Origin of the sequence: Cylindrospermum sp. FACHB-282 (assembly GCF_014697195.1) — a bacterium.
In the GTDB taxonomy this organism is placed as follows: domain Bacteria; phylum Cyanobacteriota; class Cyanobacteriia; order Cyanobacteriales; family Nostocaceae; genus Cylindrospermum.
This window is the reverse complement of record NZ_JACJRJ010000005.1, coordinates 138,631-156,087: the sequence shown is the minus strand read 5'-3', so window position 1 is coordinate 156,087 and position 17,457 is coordinate 138,631. Positions and strand designations below refer to the sequence as shown.

Annotated in this window: 14 protein-coding genes, 3 tRNA genes and 2 pseudogenes; 14 read left to right on the top strand and 5 right to left on the bottom strand. The window is 42.3% G+C overall.

Annotated elements, in window-relative coordinates; genetic code table 11:
* Positions 1-39: 39 nt before the first annotated feature.
* From H6G32_RS04410 to H6G32_RS26640, 4 genes are all read left to right on the top strand, one after another.
* Positions 40-125, top strand: a tRNA-Tyr gene (locus H6G32_RS04410).
* Between the two features lie 84 nt (positions 126-209).
* Positions 210-281 (top strand) — tRNA-Thr (locus H6G32_RS04405).
* A gap of 276 nt (positions 282-557) precedes the next feature.
* Positions 558-1,430: a DNA-methyltransferase gene (locus H6G32_RS26645; protein WP_309232559.1), complete on the top strand. Its 873-nt coding sequence runs from the start codon at positions 558-560 to the stop codon at positions 1,428-1,430.
* Complete coding sequence (locus H6G32_RS26640; protein ID WP_190455320.1) at positions 1,427-2,203, top strand: PmeII family type II restriction endonuclease; 777 nt, start codon at positions 1,427-1,429, stop codon at positions 2,201-2,203. Before H6G32_RS26645 ends, H6G32_RS26640 begins: the two co-directional genes overlap by 4 nt.
* Before the next feature lie 52 nt (positions 2,204-2,255).
* On the opposite strand, the gene H6G32_RS04390 is transcribed toward H6G32_RS26640, so the two are convergent.
* Positions 2,256-2,909, bottom strand: coding sequence for a group I intron-associated PD-(D/E)XK endonuclease (locus H6G32_RS04390; RefSeq protein WP_190455319.1), 654 nt, complete (start codon positions 2,907-2,909; stop codon positions 2,256-2,258).
* Positions 2,910-2,982: 73 nt separating this feature from the next.
* Positions 2,983-3,055 (bottom strand) — tRNA-Arg (locus tag H6G32_RS04385).
* 364 nt (positions 3,056-3,419) lie between these two features.
* Here H6G32_RS04385 and H6G32_RS04380 point away from each other — a divergent pair.
* The 3 genes from H6G32_RS04380 (at position 3,420) to H6G32_RS04370 (ending at position 6,068) form a co-directional block, all read left to right on the top strand.
* Positions 3,420-4,079 (top strand): Npun_F0813 family protein, encoded by a 660-nt coding sequence (locus H6G32_RS04380; protein ID WP_190455384.1) that lies wholly within the window; start codon positions 3,420-3,422, stop codon positions 4,077-4,079.
* Positions 4,080-4,220: 141 nt separating this feature from the next.
* Positions 4,221-5,072: a hypothetical protein gene (locus tag H6G32_RS04375; RefSeq protein ID WP_190455317.1), complete on the top strand. Its 852-nt coding sequence runs from the start codon at positions 4,221-4,223 to the stop codon at positions 5,070-5,072.
* Positions 5,073-5,093: 21 nt separating this feature from the next.
* The gene (locus H6G32_RS04370; protein WP_190455315.1) at positions 5,094-6,068 is read left to right on the top strand and encodes a transposase; all 975 of its coding nucleotides are present in this window, start codon (positions 5,094-5,096) and stop codon (positions 6,066-6,068) included.
* A gap of 90 nt (positions 6,069-6,158) precedes the next feature.
* Here H6G32_RS04370 and H6G32_RS04365 read toward each other — a convergent pair.
* Positions 6,159-7,126, bottom strand: a pseudogene (locus H6G32_RS04365) (ADP-ribosylglycohydrolase family protein).
* A 54-nt stretch (positions 7,127-7,180) separates the two neighbouring features.
* Positions 7,181-8,148: pseudogene (locus H6G32_RS04360) on the bottom strand (ADP-ribosylglycohydrolase family protein).
* A 483-nt stretch (positions 8,149-8,631) separates the two neighbouring features.
* On the opposite strand from H6G32_RS04360, the gene H6G32_RS04355 reads away from it, so the two are divergent.
* The 5 genes from H6G32_RS04355 to H6G32_RS04335 all read left to right on the top strand — a co-directional run bounded on the left by H6G32_RS04355 (position 8,632) and on the right by H6G32_RS04335 (position 14,868).
* Positions 8,632-9,168, top strand: coding sequence for a hypothetical protein (locus tag H6G32_RS04355; RefSeq protein WP_190455313.1), 537 nt, complete (start codon positions 8,632-8,634; stop codon positions 9,166-9,168).
* A 287-nt stretch (positions 9,169-9,455) separates the two neighbouring features.
* A complete protein-coding gene (gene sir / locus H6G32_RS04350) occupies positions 9,456-11,366 on the top strand; it encodes a sulfite reductase, ferredoxin dependent (RefSeq protein WP_190455310.1) in 1,911 nt (636 codons plus the stop codon).
* Between the two features lie 389 nt (positions 11,367-11,755).
* The gene (locus H6G32_RS04345; RefSeq protein WP_190455307.1) at positions 11,756-12,394 is read left to right on the top strand and encodes a histidine phosphatase family protein; all 639 of its coding nucleotides are present in this window, start codon (positions 11,756-11,758) and stop codon (positions 12,392-12,394) included.
* Between the two features lie 662 nt (positions 12,395-13,056).
* Complete coding sequence (locus H6G32_RS04340; RefSeq protein ID WP_190455304.1) at positions 13,057-13,764, top strand: 16S rRNA (uracil(1498)-N(3))-methyltransferase; 708 nt, start codon at positions 13,057-13,059, stop codon at positions 13,762-13,764.
* Between the two features lie 21 nt (positions 13,765-13,785).
* Entirely contained in the window at positions 13,786-14,868 is a 1,083-nt protein-coding gene (locus tag H6G32_RS04335) for a tetratricopeptide repeat protein (RefSeq protein ID WP_190455301.1), read from the top strand.
* A gap of 154 nt (positions 14,869-15,022) precedes the next feature.
* On the opposite strand, the gene H6G32_RS04330 is transcribed toward H6G32_RS04335, so the two are convergent.
* A complete protein-coding gene (locus H6G32_RS04330) occupies positions 15,023-15,463 on the bottom strand; it encodes a hypothetical protein (RefSeq protein ID WP_190455299.1) in 441 nt (146 codons plus the stop codon).
* A 357-nt stretch (positions 15,464-15,820) separates the two neighbouring features.
* Between H6G32_RS04330 and H6G32_RS04325 the strand changes: the two genes are divergently transcribed.
* A complete protein-coding gene (locus H6G32_RS04325; protein WP_190455296.1) occupies positions 15,821-16,438 on the top strand; it encodes an esterase/lipase family protein in 618 nt (205 codons plus the stop codon).
* 56 nt (positions 16,439-16,494) lie between these two features.
* Positions 16,495-17,271 (top strand): TIGR00297 family protein, encoded by a 777-nt coding sequence (locus tag H6G32_RS04320; RefSeq protein WP_190455294.1) that lies wholly within the window; start codon positions 16,495-16,497, stop codon positions 17,269-17,271.
* The last annotated feature ends 186 nt before the right edge of the window (positions 17,272-17,457 follow it).

The following is a 17,457-nucleotide window of genomic DNA, read 5'->3' as shown; positions in this document are numbered from 1 at the left end:
TAAAAACTAGCGCTATTATGGGAAAACAGTGACACAAATGGGTCGGTGTCCGAGTGGTTAATGGAGACGGACTGTAAATCCGTTGGTTTACGCCTACGCTGGTTCAAATCCAGCCCGGCCCACCACTTCTAGAGATGTGAGTTATAATGGCTGAGTGTAAAGTTCACAGCCATATAACTCATAGCTAAAAAACAAAAAAATCCTTTTTTGCCCGTGTGGCTCAGTGGTAGAGCACACCCTTGGTAAGGGTGAGGTCACGAGTTCAATCCTCGTCACGGGCTTATTCTATTATACAGAAAATTAACGAGAAATCAAGGCTTCCAGCCTTCACAAGGGACTCAGAAATTAAAAAACTGAGTCCCTTCTTGCATCTTGGGCTATGAATTGGCTATGAATTGGCTATGATTTGGCTACGATTTGGGTATCTTACTTGTCCTTTTGACTATGATTTGACTATGTTTTGGGTAAGATAATAAATTATATTCATATTGATGAGTTTCTAGTATTTTATTTTGATTGCAAAAATGAGTTTAAGCATTTCCTCAGAAATATCCCCAGTGTCAGATAAAAATCAATCCGCTTTAAACATAGAAGAGTGGCAGAATAAAATTATCCTTGGTAACTGTTTGGACATTCTGCAAAATTTACCTTCTAATTGTGTAGATTTTATCGTCACTTCACCTCCATACGCTGATAGCAGAAAAAATACCTATGGTGGTATTCACCCAGATAAATATGTGGAGTGGTTTTTACCCATATCTCAGGAATTGCATCGAGTTTTAAAAGAAGATGGAACCTTTATACTAAACATCAAAGAAAAAGTACTTAATGGTGAACGTCATACTTATGTATTAGAACTTATATTAGAGATGAAAAAACAAGGTTGGTTATGGACAGAAGAATTTATTTGGCATAAAAAAAATTGTTTTCCTGGTAAATGGTCAAATCGTTTTCGTGATGCTTGGGAGAGATGTTTGCAGTTTAATAAACAAAAAAAATTTAATATGTATCAAGAAGCTGTAATGGTTCCCATGGGTGAATGGGCTAAATCACGGCTAAAAAACTTGAGTGAAACAGATAAAAAACGAGATGCTTCAAAAGTTGGTAGTCCATTTGGTAAAAACATTTCAAATTGGGTAGGACGGGAAATGGCTTATCCGACAAATGTTGTACATTTAGCAACCGAATGTAATAATAAAAATCACAGTGCTGCTTTCCCCAAAGAACTTCCGTTATGGTTCATCAAATTATTTACTAAAGAAGGTGATTTGGTACTCGACCCTTTTGTAGGTTCTGGCACAACTTGTGTAGTTGCAGCAGAATTAGACAGAGAATATATTGGTATAGAAATCAAAGCAGATTACTATGAGTTAGCGCTATCGCAAGTTAATGCTATAAACCATAAAGCTACGCAAATGAAACTACTATGAATAATGCTCTTTATCAAAGATACTATAACTATCTTTCAGAAGAAGTTGTTACTCCTTTCTATAACATCAGGCTTAACAGCCTAAGTAAATTACGTTTAGAAGATGTTTTAAAGCGGAAAAATCCCTACTTGTTTAAAGCTAAAAATATCGAATTAGCTGGAGATTTAGTAAGAAGTATTATTGATGCGTTTCTATCTTCGCAAGAAGAAACTATTTTCGGGAATTTACTTGAAGGATTTGCTATTTATGTATCCCAAAGTTTAGATAATGGTTTTAAATCTAAGTTCAAAAGTGTCGATTTAGAATTTGAAAGAGATTCTGTTTATTATATCGTAGGGATTAAATCTGGAACAAATTGGGGTAATTCTGACCAGATAGCCGCAATGAGAAATAATTTTAAAATCGCTAAACAAAGTTTGCGACAGGAAGGTTTTACAGGAGAAGTTATTGCAGTTAATGGATGTATGTATGGAAGAGAAACCACATATTTAAAAAATCATACAGATTCTGACAAAATTTATTACAAATATGCAGGGCAGGCTTTTTGGAATTTCATATCTAATGATGATAATCTTTATCAAGAAATAATTGTGCCAATTGACAAAAAAGCCAAAGAGAGAGATGAAATATTTAAATCAGCCTATGCTGCAAAAGTTAATAAAATGACTCAATGTTTTATGCTAAATTTTATGAAAAACAATCTAATTGACTGGGTTAAACTAATTGATTATGTATCCAAAAGAGAAAAGTTTATACAAATGAATATTTTTTAAATTGTCAAATTATTCTATAGGTTAAGTTGATGCAAGAAAGCCAATATCTAAACTATTTCTCAACTTTCCCATGAGCTTTTTTCACCCAATATCCTCTCGGTGGCTTTGCTACCCCGTAAGTTTTACACCACTTTTCTACAGCTTTATCAGACACACCAAAATCTCTAGCGATTTGCGCTGTGGGTTTTTCCCATACTAGTTTTTCCAGTTCTTCCTTCGATGGTCTTTCTACCTTCCTGGTGTGAATTCTAGCGTCTGGATTCACCTTTCTAGTTGTTAAATCAACTCCAAACTCCTTATAGGTTCGCTTTGGTGCTTCTTCAGTAAAGTCTGTAAAATCTTGCCACCAATAAAAAGGTGTAGGTGAATTAGGTAGTTGAGTATTTATAGAGCAACCACCAAATTTAATTGATGGATATACTACTTTACCTAAGTTTGGCAAGTAAACGGCATAGAAGTCAAAATCATCAGGTTGATATTTTCTATCATGAGAACCATTTTTATCTGCCCAACTGGTTTTATTTTTAACTATGCCATTACTGTTATATTTGGCTTGAATTCTGTAACATTTGCCGTCTTTATAGGCAATTAAATCAAAAGGCGCGTGTTCGGTTACTACGGGAACAAAAACGGAATATTCTTTCTCAACTAAATCTGCTATCACTTTAGCAGCCGCTAAATCACCTTTATCTTTTGTGTGATGCATTAGGATGAACCCCCAGTAATGCTGTGTAGTTTATCACTACTAGAGGGAGTTGAGGGTTCGTATTTAGTTAAAACGGGCGCAGCAGGTTTCGAACCTGCGACCGACGGATTAGAAATCCGTTGCTCTATCCACTGAGCTATGCGCCCAAGGTGAAATGTTGACTCCCAAACAAAAGAGCCATCTACAGGATTATATCTATTCTTGCTGGTAATCGGCAAGATCAAAAAAGCAAACTTCACAATGGTAAGGCAAAGATCCATGTATGCCAGCGAGTCGATGTACACTAAAAACGACGCAGATGGGGTATTGGTTAGATATTATTGTGATGTCAAGGGTTTATTTGCCTATTAGAGTCGGTGTTGTCTAAGTGGCTTATCCTAGTGAAGTATCTGGTAACTACCAGATTAGTTTCTACAGCAAGCTAAGTAATTACACTCTTGGCGATGCTGGCAAATGCCATTATATATCCCTTATCAAGAAAGCCCCTGTGAGGAGTTATTTGCTAGTGCCATGTTTATTCTCAAACGGCAGGATGTTGAAATATCTAGTATTCAGCACCCATCACGGGATCAGCAGGTGCCGATCCTCCATTATCAGGGGCAGACCTTTCGCCTGATTAGTGTCTTCAAAGCTAGTCAAGAGGTGGAAGCTAGATCCTTGTGGAGAGAACTAACTGATAATCGGGGTAAAGCCTGTGTCCTGCTGGAAGAACCGGAGCGTTATAGTGTCTGGGGAAAAATCCGCTTAGAACAGCTAGGTAATGACACAGGTAGCCATAGCAAGACAGAGATTTTGACTCTAGCTAGTATATTGGTGCTGCAAGCTGTCTATATGGAGATTGAAGATTTTTTAGGTACTCGGCAAGCAGGTTTATTTCAGAAAGATGTGGGGGATGTCTTACAGCAGAAGCAATTTCCTCAAGTATCTTCCCTGGAAGTAGTTAAATATTTGTTAACTACCGAACCGTCGCAAATAGCCAAGCTTCCCCGTTGGCAAGAAACTCATGTGATTATCCTGTTGCAAGAACTGCACCGAATTGGCAAGTCATATTTTGGCAATACCAACTTTGCCAATGAATTGGTTGAGAAGTTACTAGATTTGCCAGATGCCGAGCGATCGCTGTTTATTGATTGGCTAAATCAATCTCCACTGAGTAAACTTTGGCAGTAGCATGGAAGTTGTTTGATCACAAACCGTCCATTGGCACTTGCTTTTGGTGTTGGATTGTGTATTGCTTGGTAGATAAACTGCTGGAAATACAATCACTGACGCCAAAAATACTGCCAGAGTGCATTTACTTAGTTAAGTCCTATGAGTAACTCTTACGACAATTCGTACCGTTCTAAGTCCATTCTCAACACTCAAAACCTGATATTGGCTGGCATTGGCTGGGCTGTAATAGCACTGCTATACTTTTTGTTGTTTAGTGCCAAAATTCCCGGAGCAGATGGTCAAGAAGCCCGTGCCGAGTGGTATGTGCTGGGGACGAATATTTTTGAAGCTGTAGCATATCTGGGTGCGGGTGTCTTATGCTTGAGGAACTGGCGGAGTCCCCAAATTGTCAGCAATCGCAATGTATGGCTCTCAATTGGCTTGGGTATGATTGCCTATTTTATAGGGGGGATAATTTTCGGTTATACGGAAATAATTTTAAAAGAAGAACCGGATGTGTCTCTGGCCGATATATTTTTTGTATCGACTTATATACTCCTTGGCACAGGCATGGTTTTGGCTGTGGCTTCCAGGCGAATTAATCTGGAAAAATGGCAATGGTTAATTGTGGCAGCTATTGGAGGATTAGCAAGTTTTTTAGCCTGGTGGATTTCTCAGCAACAGACCACATCCTTAGAGCCGCTAGCGGCTGCCTTGAATTGGTTTTACGTAGTTAGCGACGTAGTTCTGTTAATGATTGCCACCACTCTGCTGCTAGCTTTTTGGGGAGGAAGAGTTTCCCTCTCTTGGCGAATGATTGCAGCCGCAGCATTTTCGCTCTACATTGCAGATATGTGGTTGAAATACGCCCAGGGGCCCACTTATCAAAGTGGAGAGATCCTAGAAGTATTTTGGGTGTTTAGTGGAGTGTTGATTGGCATGGGCGCTGTTTTAGAATACGACGCATCATTGAACCGAAAACGGCGTACCAGTGGACGAAAACGAACTTAGCAAAGAATTTTGGTGTCTACCGTGAGAAAATTAACAGATTCTGACAAGCAAGAAATTCTCAAGTTATATCGAGAGACCGCTGAAACAACCTCAACTTTAGCGGAGCGCTATGGTGTCAGTAACTCGACAATCAGTCGTCTGCTCAAAAGTACCTTACCAGAGGATGAGTACGAATACCTCGTTTCTCTAAAACGTGCCGCCAGAACCCCTGAAGGCAGAGCGCAGGTAAGCTATGAGCAGTTACCGCTATTGAGTCAGCCACAGCTAGAAACAGAACTACCAAGCAGCGAAAGCCTCCCCTTGGATTTGCCGCCAGTTGAGGCTCAGGAGCCTGTGAAAGCCCAGGAACCTCATCCAGATGGGATGGAGTCAATCCCGGCTATTAGACGGGTGAAAACACGCTCCTCAGCGGTGGAAAAACCCAGGCTGCCGATACTCAAGGATGTAGAAATTGTCAAGCCAAAGCCGCCGGAAATTGCCAGCATCCCCAGCCCCATACTAGAGGATGAACGTTTAGAATCGACGGCGATCGCTCATATTTTGGGCGAAGACTTGCTAGACGAGTCTGAGGAGTTGGACGATTTAGACGATGACGATTTTGAGGACGAGGAAGATTTTGACGAAGAAGACCTAGAGGAGCAAAAACCCCTAGTCGCTAGACGCAGACCAGGTGAAGCCCCTGTTGAGGTCTTGCCATTGTCCATCGCCCATTTGCCCAAAACTTGTTATTTGGTGATTGACCGGGCCTCGGAATTGATTACCCGACCACTGAAGGATTTTGGTGATTTGGGGCAAATTCCCAGCATCGAAACCCAGCAAAGAACTCTGCCGGTGTTTGATAACCACCGAGTGGCAAAGCGCTTTTCTACCAAGCGCGATCGCGTCATTAAAGTTCCCGATAGTAAAATGCTGCACAAGGCTCGTACTCATTTGCAAGCCAAAGGCATCACGCGACTATTGATTGATGGTCAGGTCTACTCCCTGTCTCTGGTTTAGCTAAAACGAGTATGGGAATTGGTAGTTTCCCAATTCCCCATTCTCTTTTAGCTGCTTATTAACTACTTGGTTGAATTATCAATCACTTACTTAGCTATCAACAGCCGTCGCCAAACGATTTGCCAAATTGATAATGTCCTGTTTACGGGCAATTTCGTCAATCCATTCTGGGGGAATATTTTCTACACCGTAATAAATTCCCGCTAACCCACCAGTAACAGCAGCAGTGGTGTCTGTATCTCCGCCTAAATTGACAGCTTTTAACACCGCTTCACGATATGAAGAGCTATTTAATAAGCACCACAGGGATGCTTCCAAAGTATCAATCACATAACCGCCCGAATTAATCTCTTCAACTGGTAATTGGGCAATTTTTCCACTGAAGATTCTGCCAAAGTGGGGCTTTTCTAGGAGATATTCACGGTCAGCATAAATTGCTTGAATGTCTTGTAAGCCTTGTATATAAGCTGTTTGCAGGTCAGCCCCTTTGAGTAGGGCCACAGCAATACTAATATAAATACCACAGGCCATTTGTGATCGCCTCCGGCGGGCGCTTTGCGCCATCGCGCGTGGCCATGGGTAATTGCCGAAACATCATGCACCCGCGCCATCAATTCGCTGAAAGTTAAAGTTTTGTGAAAATAAGCCATTGGCAAAATTCGCATCAAAGAACCATTGCCATTACTTTTTTCACTCGTACCACCTGCTTTCAGGGCTGGAGTACCCTCTTTCCAATTCACAATTGCGAGAAATGTGGTGTTACCAATGTCAAAAACTTCGCCATGAGCTGTCCAATAAGCTTCTTTGTACCAGCGCCAGAAGGAATTGGCTATAACATCCACAGAAAATCCGTCACAAAGACTTTCTGCTAAACAAAATGTCAGCGAACTGTCATCTGACCAAGTTCCTGGGGGTTGATTCCAAGTTCCATAACCCAACATAGATGTCACCGGAGATTTAACTCGTTCAGGGCGGCTGGTGAACTCCACAGGCACACCCAAGGCATCACCGACACATACACCCATCAAACCAGACAATGCTTTGGTAGTGGTCAGCATGATTGAATCAGCTTGAAACTTTCCTACAACTGATTTTACTGGCGAAAAGCAGCACTAGCTGTAAACAGCTGCTGCAAAACGAGTTGCCAAGTTAATAATGTCTTGTTTGCGAGCAAGTTGGTTAATCCATTCTGGGGGAATAGTTTCCACGCCGTAGTAAATTCCTGCTAACCCACCAGTAACCGCAGCGGTAGTATCCGCATCGCCGCCTAAATTGACAGCTTTCAGTACTGCTTCGACGTAGGAAGAGCTATTTAACAAGCACCACAGGGATGCTTCTAAAGTATCAATCACATAACCGCCCGAATTAATCTCTTCAACTGGTAATTCGGCAATTTTCCCATTGAAGATTCTGCCAAAGTGGGGCTTTTCTAGGAGATATTCACGGTCAGCATAAATTGCTTGAATGTCTTGTAAGCCTTGTATATAAGCTGTTTGCAGGTCAGCCCCTTTGAGTAGGGCCACAGCAATACTAATATAAATACCACAGGCCATTTGCGATCGCCTCCGGCGGGCGCTTTGCGCCATCGCACATGGGCATGGGTAATCGCCGAAACATCATGCACCCGCGCCATCAATTCGCTAAAAGTTATGGTTCTGTGACAATAAGCCATCGGCAAAATTCGCATCAAAGAACCATTACCGTTACTGTTTTCCACCTTACCCCCTGCCTGATGGGGTAGAATTCCTTGTTTCAGGCGCATAATTGCTTCATGGGTATTTTGGCCGATATCAAAGAGATCACCGCGAGGAGTCCAGTAAGCTGCCTTGTACCAGCGCCAGAAAGAATTGGCAACAGCATCCAACGAATACCCTCTACAAAGACTTTCTGCCAAGCAAAACGTTAGCGAACTGTCATCAGACCAAGTTCCTGGGGGTTGATTCCAAGTTCCATAACCCAGCATCGTTGTCACCGGAGATTTCACTCTATCAGCGCGGCTAGTAAACTCCACAGGTACACCCAACGCATCACCGACACATAAACCCATCAAACCAGACAATGTTTTTGCAGCGGTTAGCATTATTCAATCTCCATAAAAAATCCCAAAATTTAACTTTATAGATTTTCTCTAAAGCTTGTTGCCATAGCCGCTACAGCCTACTGTTTCATCTTCTGGCAAAACTGCCCAAAGAGTGATGAAATTGGGTATCTGATCCACCAGATTCCGACTAACTTTTAATTCTCAATTTTGTGACAGTTAAAAAAGCGGCTAACTTTTGCGGAAATGGCAGTTAATCGACTGTGTAAATATAACAGCTTATACTTAAAGTTGATGGCTCACCACAAAGTGCTGAGGAAAAAGTGCTGTAGTGATTGCAGGACGTAGCCCTTGCTGAGTCAGAGAAGTAAAAATTACTCACAACTCAGCACGACTGAAGTTCTCTTAAGCAGGATGCATTAATCAGAACAAGCCTTTCCTCAAATCCAAGAATTATCTGGAACATTTCTACTCAAGTTTCGACCTGGAATATAAAAGTAAAACTTCCAAAAGTTAGCCAAAATTATGAAACGATTGATCAAGTCTTTTTTGACGGTTTCTGCACTGTCTTCCTTACTAGTTAGTCCTTTAGTTCTATCAGCAGGTCAAGCTACTGCTGAAACAAAAAATGGTACTGATGCCAGTTATATTGGTGCTGGTGTGGCAGCTGGCGTTACCAATGGCGGACGAAACAACGACGCTGCTACCTTTGGCGGAAATCTCACAGGTCGGGTGAAATTGGGAAATGCACCAGTTTCTGTACGGGGTAACGTTCTCTGGAGTGATCAGACAAGTGCGATTATCCCAGAACTTTCCCTCGACGTGCCGATCGCTAATAGAACTAACGCCTTTATCACTGGTGGTTATTCTTTTGTAGAAAAAGATGGCAAACCAACTCCCTTGGGTAACAGAGACGCTGTCGTGGTGGGTGCTGGGGTGGAATCGGAAGTTGCCAACAACTTCCTCGTCTACACTAACGCCAAAGTCGGACTTCGTGCCTACCAAAATAGCCCCGCTTCTGCTATCAGCATCAATGGTGGTATCGGCTATCGCTTCAAATAAAGTTGACAAAAAACAGTGATAGCCGCCCACAAGGACAAGACTAGTTGAGCTAGTCTTGTATCCTTTTTAGGACATACCTAAACCTTGCAGCCTATATCTACGGATTCTCCGAATGGAGTATGCTGGTTTTGTTAAGTGTTGCATCACTGACAAAGTCGGCTTTTGCCGTGTTAAAATTAAGATCATTCTTCATAATTCCGACCGAAATTCTGGTGTTGAACCAGCCGCAAGCTAATTTGTTGCATCGGCTTTGACTGATGCTTTATTGAAAAAAGATATCAAGTGTAATGGTTAAATCTGCCCCTTCCCCCCTTGCCAGCCGTAAGCCTTCCAAAGTAGAAGGCATCAAGGAAAATAGTAATTTTTTACGTGAACCTGTAGCTACTGAAATCCTTGAGGATACGACTCATTTTAGCGAAGATGCGATCCAACTTCTGAAGTTTCACGGGTCTTACCAGCAAGATAACCGAGACAACCGTGTAAAAGGACAGGAGAAAGATTACCAGTTTATGCTGCGGACAAAAAATCCGGGTGGGTTCGTGCCACCGCAGCTATATCTGGCCTTAGACAAGCTGGCTGATGAATATGGCAACCATACCTTGCGAGCCACTACCCGTCAAGGGTTTCAGGTACATGGAATTTTAAAGAAGAATCTCAAAACAGCGATCGCTACCATCTTTAAAAACTTGGGTTCGACTTTGGGCGCTTGCGGCGATGTCAACCGCAATGTGATGGCGCCACCAGTCCCCTTTAAAAATCGTCCAGACTACCAATATGCTTGGGAGTATGCCCAGAATATCGCTGATTTGCTGTCACCGCAAACGGGCGCTTATTACGAAATTTGGTTAGATGGAGAAAAAGCCATTAGCGCTGAAGAACACCCAGATGTGAAGGCAGCGCGGCAGGGTAATGGTACTGGCACTATTATCCATGACACCGAAGAACCAATTTATGGCACTCACTATATGCCCCGCAAATTTAAAATTTGCGTCACAGTGCCGGGAGATAATTCGGTTGATTTGTATTCCCAAGACCTGACTTTGGTGGTAATGACCAATAAGAAGGGTGAACTACAAGGATTTAATATCTTTGCCGGTGGTGGCTTAGGACGGACACACGGAAAAGAAGAAACCTTTGCCAGAATCGCCGATCCAATTTGCTATGTGGCGAAAGCTGATGTTTACGATTTAGTCAAGGCGATTGTTGCCACTCAGAGAGATTATGGCGATCGCACTGACCGCCGTCACGCCAGATTAAAATATTTAATCAATGATTGGGGTGTAGATAAGTTCCGCGCCCAAGTTGAAGAATATTTTGGTAAACCAGTCGAACCTTTTAAAAATCTACCCAAATTTAAATATCAAGATTACCTGGGCTGGAATGAACAAGGCGATGGTAATTTGTTTTTGGGCATTTCCATCGATAATGGTCGGGTGAAGGATGAAGGTTCGTTTCTCCTGAAGACAGCCTTGCGGGAAATTGTCGAGCAATTTAACTTACCCATCCGCCTCACACCCAGCCAAAACCTGATTTTTTACGACATCACACCAGATAACAAGCAAGCTATTCAAGAAATTCTCGAAAATCGCGGTGTTGTTGCTGACCCTAGTAAAATTGAACCCTTAACCAGGTTTGCCATGGCCTGCCCAGCTTTGCCCACTTGCGGCTTGGCAATCACCGAATCAGAAAGGGCAATACCAGGTATTTTAGAACGAATTCGCGCCCTGTTAGATAAATTGGGTTTACAAAAGCAACATTTTGTGGTAAGGATGACCGGTTGCCCCAATGGTTGCGCTCGTCCCTACATGGCAGAATTGGGTTTTGTGGGTAGTGCGCCAGAATCTTACCAAGTTTGGCTGGGGGGTTCACCAGATCAGACACGCTTGGCCCAAGCTTACACAGAAAAGCTGCACCACGATGAGATAGAAAGCTTTTTAGAGCCGATTTTTGTCTTCTTTAAAAAGACGCGTCAATCTAGAGAAAGTTTTGGTGATTTTTGCGATCGCGTCGGCTTTGATGCCATCCGAGAATTTACCGCCAGCTACGAACCCCCAACCGCCAATGGTTCAAAATCACGCCATCGGGTGAGTTTGCGGGAAGATGTATATTTGCAAATCAAGGAAGCAGCAGAAAAACAAGACCGTCCCATGACTGAGTTGGTACATGAGGCGTTAGATAAGTACTTCCAAGGTCTGTAGTATTTAAGAATCTAATTTTCAGCCTGCCTATCAAACCAAACTTTTCATAAAACTCTCCTATTGATAGGGGAGTTTTTGTTGAGTGTGCTGCTGGCAATTAGTTTGGGTTAAGTAGGTTGGCGTAAATAATTCAAGGTTGGTAGTGAGGGCTTTAGCCCTACGAAAGAGGGCTGAGAGCCGCTCACTACGAGCAAATTTCAATAGTTTTTACTTTGCTTAACATAGTTTAATTTTTTTCGCCTACTTACTTAGTCGCCAGCTATGAAAAACGTTTGTGCTTGATTGACTTTTTTGATTGATTACTTTGTCCTTGTGTCACACACTCGATTGCGAGATTGATGGTATTTTATTTTTGCCCAAACTCTTTTATCCCAATCGCAATACAAGCTATGACACTCAATTTATACTTACTGCGACATGGAGAAACTACTTTTAGTCAAAGTGGTAATTTCTGCGGTAAAACTGATGCGGAGTTGACAAAAGAAGGAATGCAGATGGCATCCAGTTTTGCCGATGTTTATCAAAAATTGAAGTGGGAAGGGGTTTATGTTAGCCCGATGAAGCGTGCAATTGCAACTGCCAGTCCATTTTGTGATGCTATCAGTATGGATATGCAGTTGCGTGACGGACTTAGAGAAGGTAGTTACGGCGAATGGGAAACCAAGAGTAAATCGTTTGCCCAAGAGAATTACGCAGAAAACTATGTAAAATGGGTGACAGAACCCGCTTGGAATGCACCACTAGGGGGAGAAACTGCGGTAGATATTGCTAACCGTTCTATGCCTGTAATTGCGGAAATTCAAGAAAAACATCCCCAAGGTAATGTTTTAGTAGTTTCCCATAAAGCCACGATTCGGATTATGCTTTGCAGTTTACTGGGAATTGATTTGGGACGCTATCGCTATCGGGTGAATATTTTGGTCGCGTCGGTAAGTATGGTTAAATTTGACGTTAATGGCCCTTTGTTAGAAATATTAGGCGATCGCCATCATCTACCCGATCATATTCGCTCTCGTCCGGGAACATAATGGGGTATAGCAACGATTGATTAAAAATTCCGCTATTTGGAAGTACAGTTAGGTTGAGGGAGAGTATGATCTCCCTCAACCTAACTGAATCCCTACTTTATACACAGGTGAGTTTATGAGTTTTACTGATTTTGTGTTCGCGGTAAAAGAATCTTTAGCATTCGTCCTAAAATTCATCTTTCGGGATGTTCTAGGTTTTTCTTTCTAGGTTTGGATTTTTTGTTGTTGGTATATTTATGATTTTTCTTAGTGGTTATTCATTGTTTTATAATCTAGGCAAAGCTAGTTGGGTAATTAGTATTTTACTTTTCTGTAGCGGCATTATTTTCATATCTATGGCAATTAAAGGTAATAAAGGAAAAGGCAGTAATAATAAACATTAGGTCAATACTAGGATGGTTTTAAACTGGCAGATCCTAAATATTATTGGCTTTCCTAGAATAGCTATGAAAAATTAATATTAGCTTAAATTCATTAGATAGCAAGGGATTCAATAAAATCAAAATATATTTTTATTAGATCGGTTGTTTTATATTGGTGAAGCCTTGTTAAATCAGTGTCTTCAGCATTTTTGTAGTATTAAGTTATCATACCTAGTCTGGAAGAGCCGTTTATTCAAGGTTGTTAAGGTAATAAAAACATTGACAAAAAGCTACAATCTAATGTCTCAACTTCAAAGAATTGCGATCGCACCCCATCAACTCCAAGAAGCCCAAATATTGTTGACACCACAGCAATTACACTATCTAGGGCGGGTGTTGCGCTTGCATGAAGGCGATCGCTTTATTGCCATGGATGGTATGGGTAAATGGTGGTTGGCGCAGTTAGTTGGGGAACAGGCCCAGGTTTTAGAACCGCTCACCGTAGAAACCGAGTTACCTATCTCAATTACCCTGATGGTAGCCTTACCCAAAGGGAATGGATTTGATGACGTAGTGCGGTGTTGTACAGAGTTGGGTGTAACTTGTATTTATCCAGTGTTGAGCGATCGCACCTTACTAAATCCTAGCCCCCAAAAACTCGAACGCTGGCGGCGCATTGCCGCAGAAGCCGCCGAGCAATCAGAGAGGTCTTTTGTGCCGACAATTTTAGAACCTGTAGCTTTTAGTGCCGTTGTTAGCGCTGGTGTGGGGACTCACCATTATATTTGTGAGGCGCGTGGTGAATACCCTCATTTAAGCAAAGTGATAGATATTGTTGCTCACAAGATAGTCATTGCTACTGGCCCAGAGGGGGGATGGACGGAGAAAGAAATTGAAAATGCGCGAGCCTCTGGATTTCAACCAGTATCCCTTGGAAGGCGCATCTTGCGAGCAGTGACAGCACCAGTAGTGGCATTATCCTTAGTAGCAGCAGCTTGTGAAGTATAATTGACACTACCTAGATTTTTTATGATTGAGCAAGTTGCTGCCGCTTTTGAACACAAAGACTATAAAACCGCTGCCAAATTACTCAAACAGCTGTTAACTGAATCGCCAGAAAATCCTTGGGTGCAATTTTATCTCGGACGGCTGCATGAAGTATCCTCCAAGCGGACAGAGGCGGAAAACATTTATCGGCAACTGCTGCGGAGTACAAACAATCAGAAAATAATCATGCAAGCACGTCTTGGTTTGCAACGACTGCAAGAAATTCAGCAAGAAGAAAGACAAAGAGCGATTAATCAAGCAACCGCTGAACCCAGTCATACTGAATTAGGCATACTAATCTTAGAACCAGTCAGCAACCAAGCCAAAACCCTAGCTGTGCAAAAATTCGCCCAAATTATGCAGCTAGACTCCTACACCGCCAGACTAGTTATCCCCAGTCGCGGCTGGAGACTATACCGCCTTGGACAAGTGGGAGAACTCAAATATTATGGTACACAGCTACAGCAGGCTGGCATTCCCTGCTTCTGGGTCACAATAGCTCAAATTCAGCAAATTCAAGTATTTCAAGTCAAATATTTCTCAGAATTTGCTCAAAAAACCACCGTTGTTTGCCGCAATCAAGAAAATCAACTTGGTTCCCTTACCTTTGACTGGTCAGAAGTCACAGCAAGAGTTATAGGACTATTGCCAATTTTTGAAGAAGTTGTAGACGTTAACATCCGCCGTCAGCTAGAACGTAAAACCAAAACCCAAGACTATGCCCAATTTTGTGATTTACATCTACCAGGCAGAAATTGCATTTTGCGACTTTATGACAGCGGCTATGAATTCCAAAAAGGTGTAGAAATCACACCCCAAGCCAGCCAAAATACCATCAGGATTAATTGGAATAGCTTACTGAAATCCCTTGAGCAGCAAATCCCTCAAGTCAAGCTGTGGTCAAATTTCACTGCTTTTGCAGAGACAGTATTAGATCAAACAGAAATCCTCCATAAAATCCCATCTCACATTGACCTGTTTCGTAGGGAACAAAGTAATTGGGACTCAGCTTTTCAGCTATATAGTGGACTCATATTTGTGAAAAATAATGGGGCAGGGCAATAATTACCAATACCCAATGCCCCATTACCAATTACCCTTCGGGTTCGCCAGTTGCTCATGGGGAGCCACTGCGTTGGACGGGTTCCCCGGCTTAAAGCACGTGGCGTGGAAACAAGACGGTTCTGCGCACTGGCTCACCAATTACCAATTACCAAACTTACCCAGGAGTTTTCACCTGAGTTGCCATATCGAGGAAAGGATTCATATTTGCCCCTGGACGCCGACGACCATTTGAGCTTGCAGCGGCAGGATCTAGATATTTGGGGGCAAAGGTAGTTTCAGTTGGGGCCTTTGTACTCTTAGCTGCGGCTGGTGCTACCGCTGGTGCTGGTTCTGCTTTGGCAGCCTTGCCTTTTTTTGATGGTTTCTCTTTGGTGGCTTTGGCCGCAGTCGGTGCGGGGGTTGGTGCGATTACGGATTGAACTGGTGCAGCTGGGGCGACTGGTTGGGCAGCTTTTGCACCATTCGATGCTGCTGGTTTGGTTTCAGTGGCGGCTTCGTTGAGTTCCAAGTAGTAGCCGTTGCCTTTCTTTTTGCCAGGTAATAACCCAGTGATGAAACCCAGAATACCGGCGATTAATTTTTTGATAAAACCCATTACAATTTCTCCTCTCTTTTATATCTAGATTGTGACCGTATTTATTAAAATTTACGGCTAAATGTTACATTTTTGCTCGGCGCTATCCCATTCCTGTAACAACGCTTATAGATTTGTGCTTAATCAACTATTTAGTCACACTACAGGGCAAGTGTTCTCAAATCTTTGCTTGCAAGTACTTGCAACTTGTCGATACCGAGAATTTATTATTAAATTTTACTGTAACTCAGAGCAAGATTCTGAAAGCTAGCTTAACAATAATTAACAATTCTTGGTTAACCGACAGATCCCCGACTTCTCTGAGAAGTCGGGGATCTGGTTAAATTTTCAACAGGCTTGTTTAGAAAAAGTTTGTCGATGAACACTGAAAATCAACAGCGTAATCCCCTGTTATTGGTACACGGCATTGGGGATACAGGGGCAGTTTTCCATAAAATGGCACATTATCTTAGACAACGGGGTTGGTCTGTGTATACCCTGGATTTAGTGCCAAATAATGGTGCTGTAGGCCTTGATGAATTGGCAAAGCAGGTAACTAATTATGTCGCTTTGCACCTGCCACCAGAACAACCACTGGATTTGGTAGGCTTCAGTATGGGGGGAATAGTCAGCCGCTACTATCTCCAGCGATTAGGAGGAATTAGTCGTGTACAGCGATTTATCACCATATCTTCGCCCCATAATGGAACTGTGATTGCTTATGGTTCCTCACTTCCCGGCTGTGTGCAAATGCGCCCCAAAAGCCCATTTTTGTTAGATTTGAATTCTGATGCCCAGATGTTAAAGCAGTTGAATTTTACATCTATATGGACACCTTATGATTTGATGATTGTACCGCCAAAGAGTTCACAAATGCTTTTGGGACGAGAGGTAACATTGCCTGTAGCACTGCACCCCTGGATGTTGACAGACTCTAGAACTTTAGCAATAGTAGCAGCAGCCTTGATAGAACCGATTAATCAAAAAGGGGACTAGGAAGAGTTCAGTTTTTAACTGGTATGGTAAAGCACAAGAAAAGGGATTGATTACTAATGTTCTCTTTAATTGATTCTGTAAATCCTTGGTTGGTTGGCGTGGGATTAAATACAATTTTGTTGGGCATAGTTGCGATCGCACCCAAAAAATTGCTCACCCCAGCCGGATTAGTCCACGCCTGGTTATTGGGGATAATAATTTGGGGCACACTAGGTTGGCAGGGATATCTAGTGGTGGCGTTCTATTTTGTGGTTGGTTCTGGGGTGACGCGCATTGGTATGGCCCAAAAGGAAGCTGAAGGAATTGCCGAAAAGCGTTCTGGGGCTAGAGGCCCAGAAAATGTTTGGGGTTCGGCGTTAACTGGGGCGCTGTGTGCGTTGGGTGTAGGCTTGGTAAAGGGAGGATTGCTAGATCCTAGCCTCACACCCTTGCTGCTGTTGGGTTATGTGGCGAGTTTTAGTACTAAGCTGGCTGATACCACTGCTAGCGAAGTGGGGAAAGCTTATGGTAAAAGCACCTATTTAATTACCACCCTGCAACCAGTACCCCGTGGCACAGAAGGGGCGGTAAGCTTGGAGGGAACTATAGCTGGTGTAGTGGCGTCATTGGCGATCGCCATTCTTGGCTGGGGAATTGGTTTGATTGATTTATTAGGAATAGTTTGGTGTGTTCTAGCAGCTTTTATTGCCACCAATTTAGAAAGTGTGATTGGGGCAACATTGCAATCTCAATATACCTGGCTAACTAATGAAGTAGTAAATATTGTGAATACCTTAATTGGGGCGATTGCCGCCATCTTAATTGCCTTGATGTGGACAAGCTTGATTGTCTAATAATTTACCAGTTATTTGTGAGATTTTTGACAGAATCTAATATTCAACTAAGAAGATAATAACCGTAAATTCCCTGGATTTTACTAGATAGCCTGCTCTATAAAATACGAGTAATCAGGCAAAATATGCTTAGGGACATTTTTTTATTATTTATTTCATAGAATCTTTATCATTCTTGACTGTAAC

Bases quoted from the DNA above. Each gene is read 5' to 3' on its own strand.
- H6G32_RS04355 (WP_190455313.1), top strand. From the start codon at position 8,632: ATGAAACGATTGATCAAGTCTTTTTTGACGGTTTCTGCACTGTCTTCC.
- H6G32_RS04390 (WP_190455319.1), bottom strand. From the start codon at position 2,909: ATGCATCACACAAAAGATAAAGGTGATTTAGCGGCTGCTAAAGTGATA.
- sir (WP_190455310.1), top strand. From the start codon at position 9,456: ATGGTTAAATCTGCCCCTTCCCCCCTTGCCAGCCGTAAGCCTTCCAAA.
- H6G32_RS26640 (WP_190455320.1), top strand. From the start codon at position 1,427: ATGAATAATGCTCTTTATCAAAGATACTATAACTATCTTTCAGAAGAA.
- H6G32_RS04340 (WP_190455304.1), top strand. From the start codon at position 13,057: ATGTCTCAACTTCAAAGAATTGCGATCGCACCCCATCAACTCCAAGAA.
- H6G32_RS04320 (WP_190455294.1), top strand. From the start codon at position 16,495: ATGTTCTCTTTAATTGATTCTGTAAATCCTTGGTTGGTTGGCGTGGGA.
- H6G32_RS04380 (WP_190455384.1), top strand. From the start codon at position 3,420: ATGTTTATTCTCAAACGGCAGGATGTTGAAATATCTAGTATTCAGCAC.
- H6G32_RS04330 (WP_190455299.1), bottom strand. From the start codon at position 15,463: ATGGGTTTTATCAAAAAATTAATCGCCGGTATTCTGGGTTTCATCACT.
- H6G32_RS04335 (WP_190455301.1), top strand. From the start codon at position 13,786: ATGATTGAGCAAGTTGCTGCCGCTTTTGAACACAAAGACTATAAAACC.
- H6G32_RS04325 (WP_190455296.1), top strand. From the start codon at position 15,821: ATGAACACTGAAAATCAACAGCGTAATCCCCTGTTATTGGTACACGGC.
- H6G32_RS04345 (WP_190455307.1), top strand. From the start codon at position 11,756: ATGACACTCAATTTATACTTACTGCGACATGGAGAAACTACTTTTAGT.
- H6G32_RS04375 (WP_190455317.1), top strand. From the start codon at position 4,221: ATGAGTAACTCTTACGACAATTCGTACCGTTCTAAGTCCATTCTCAAC.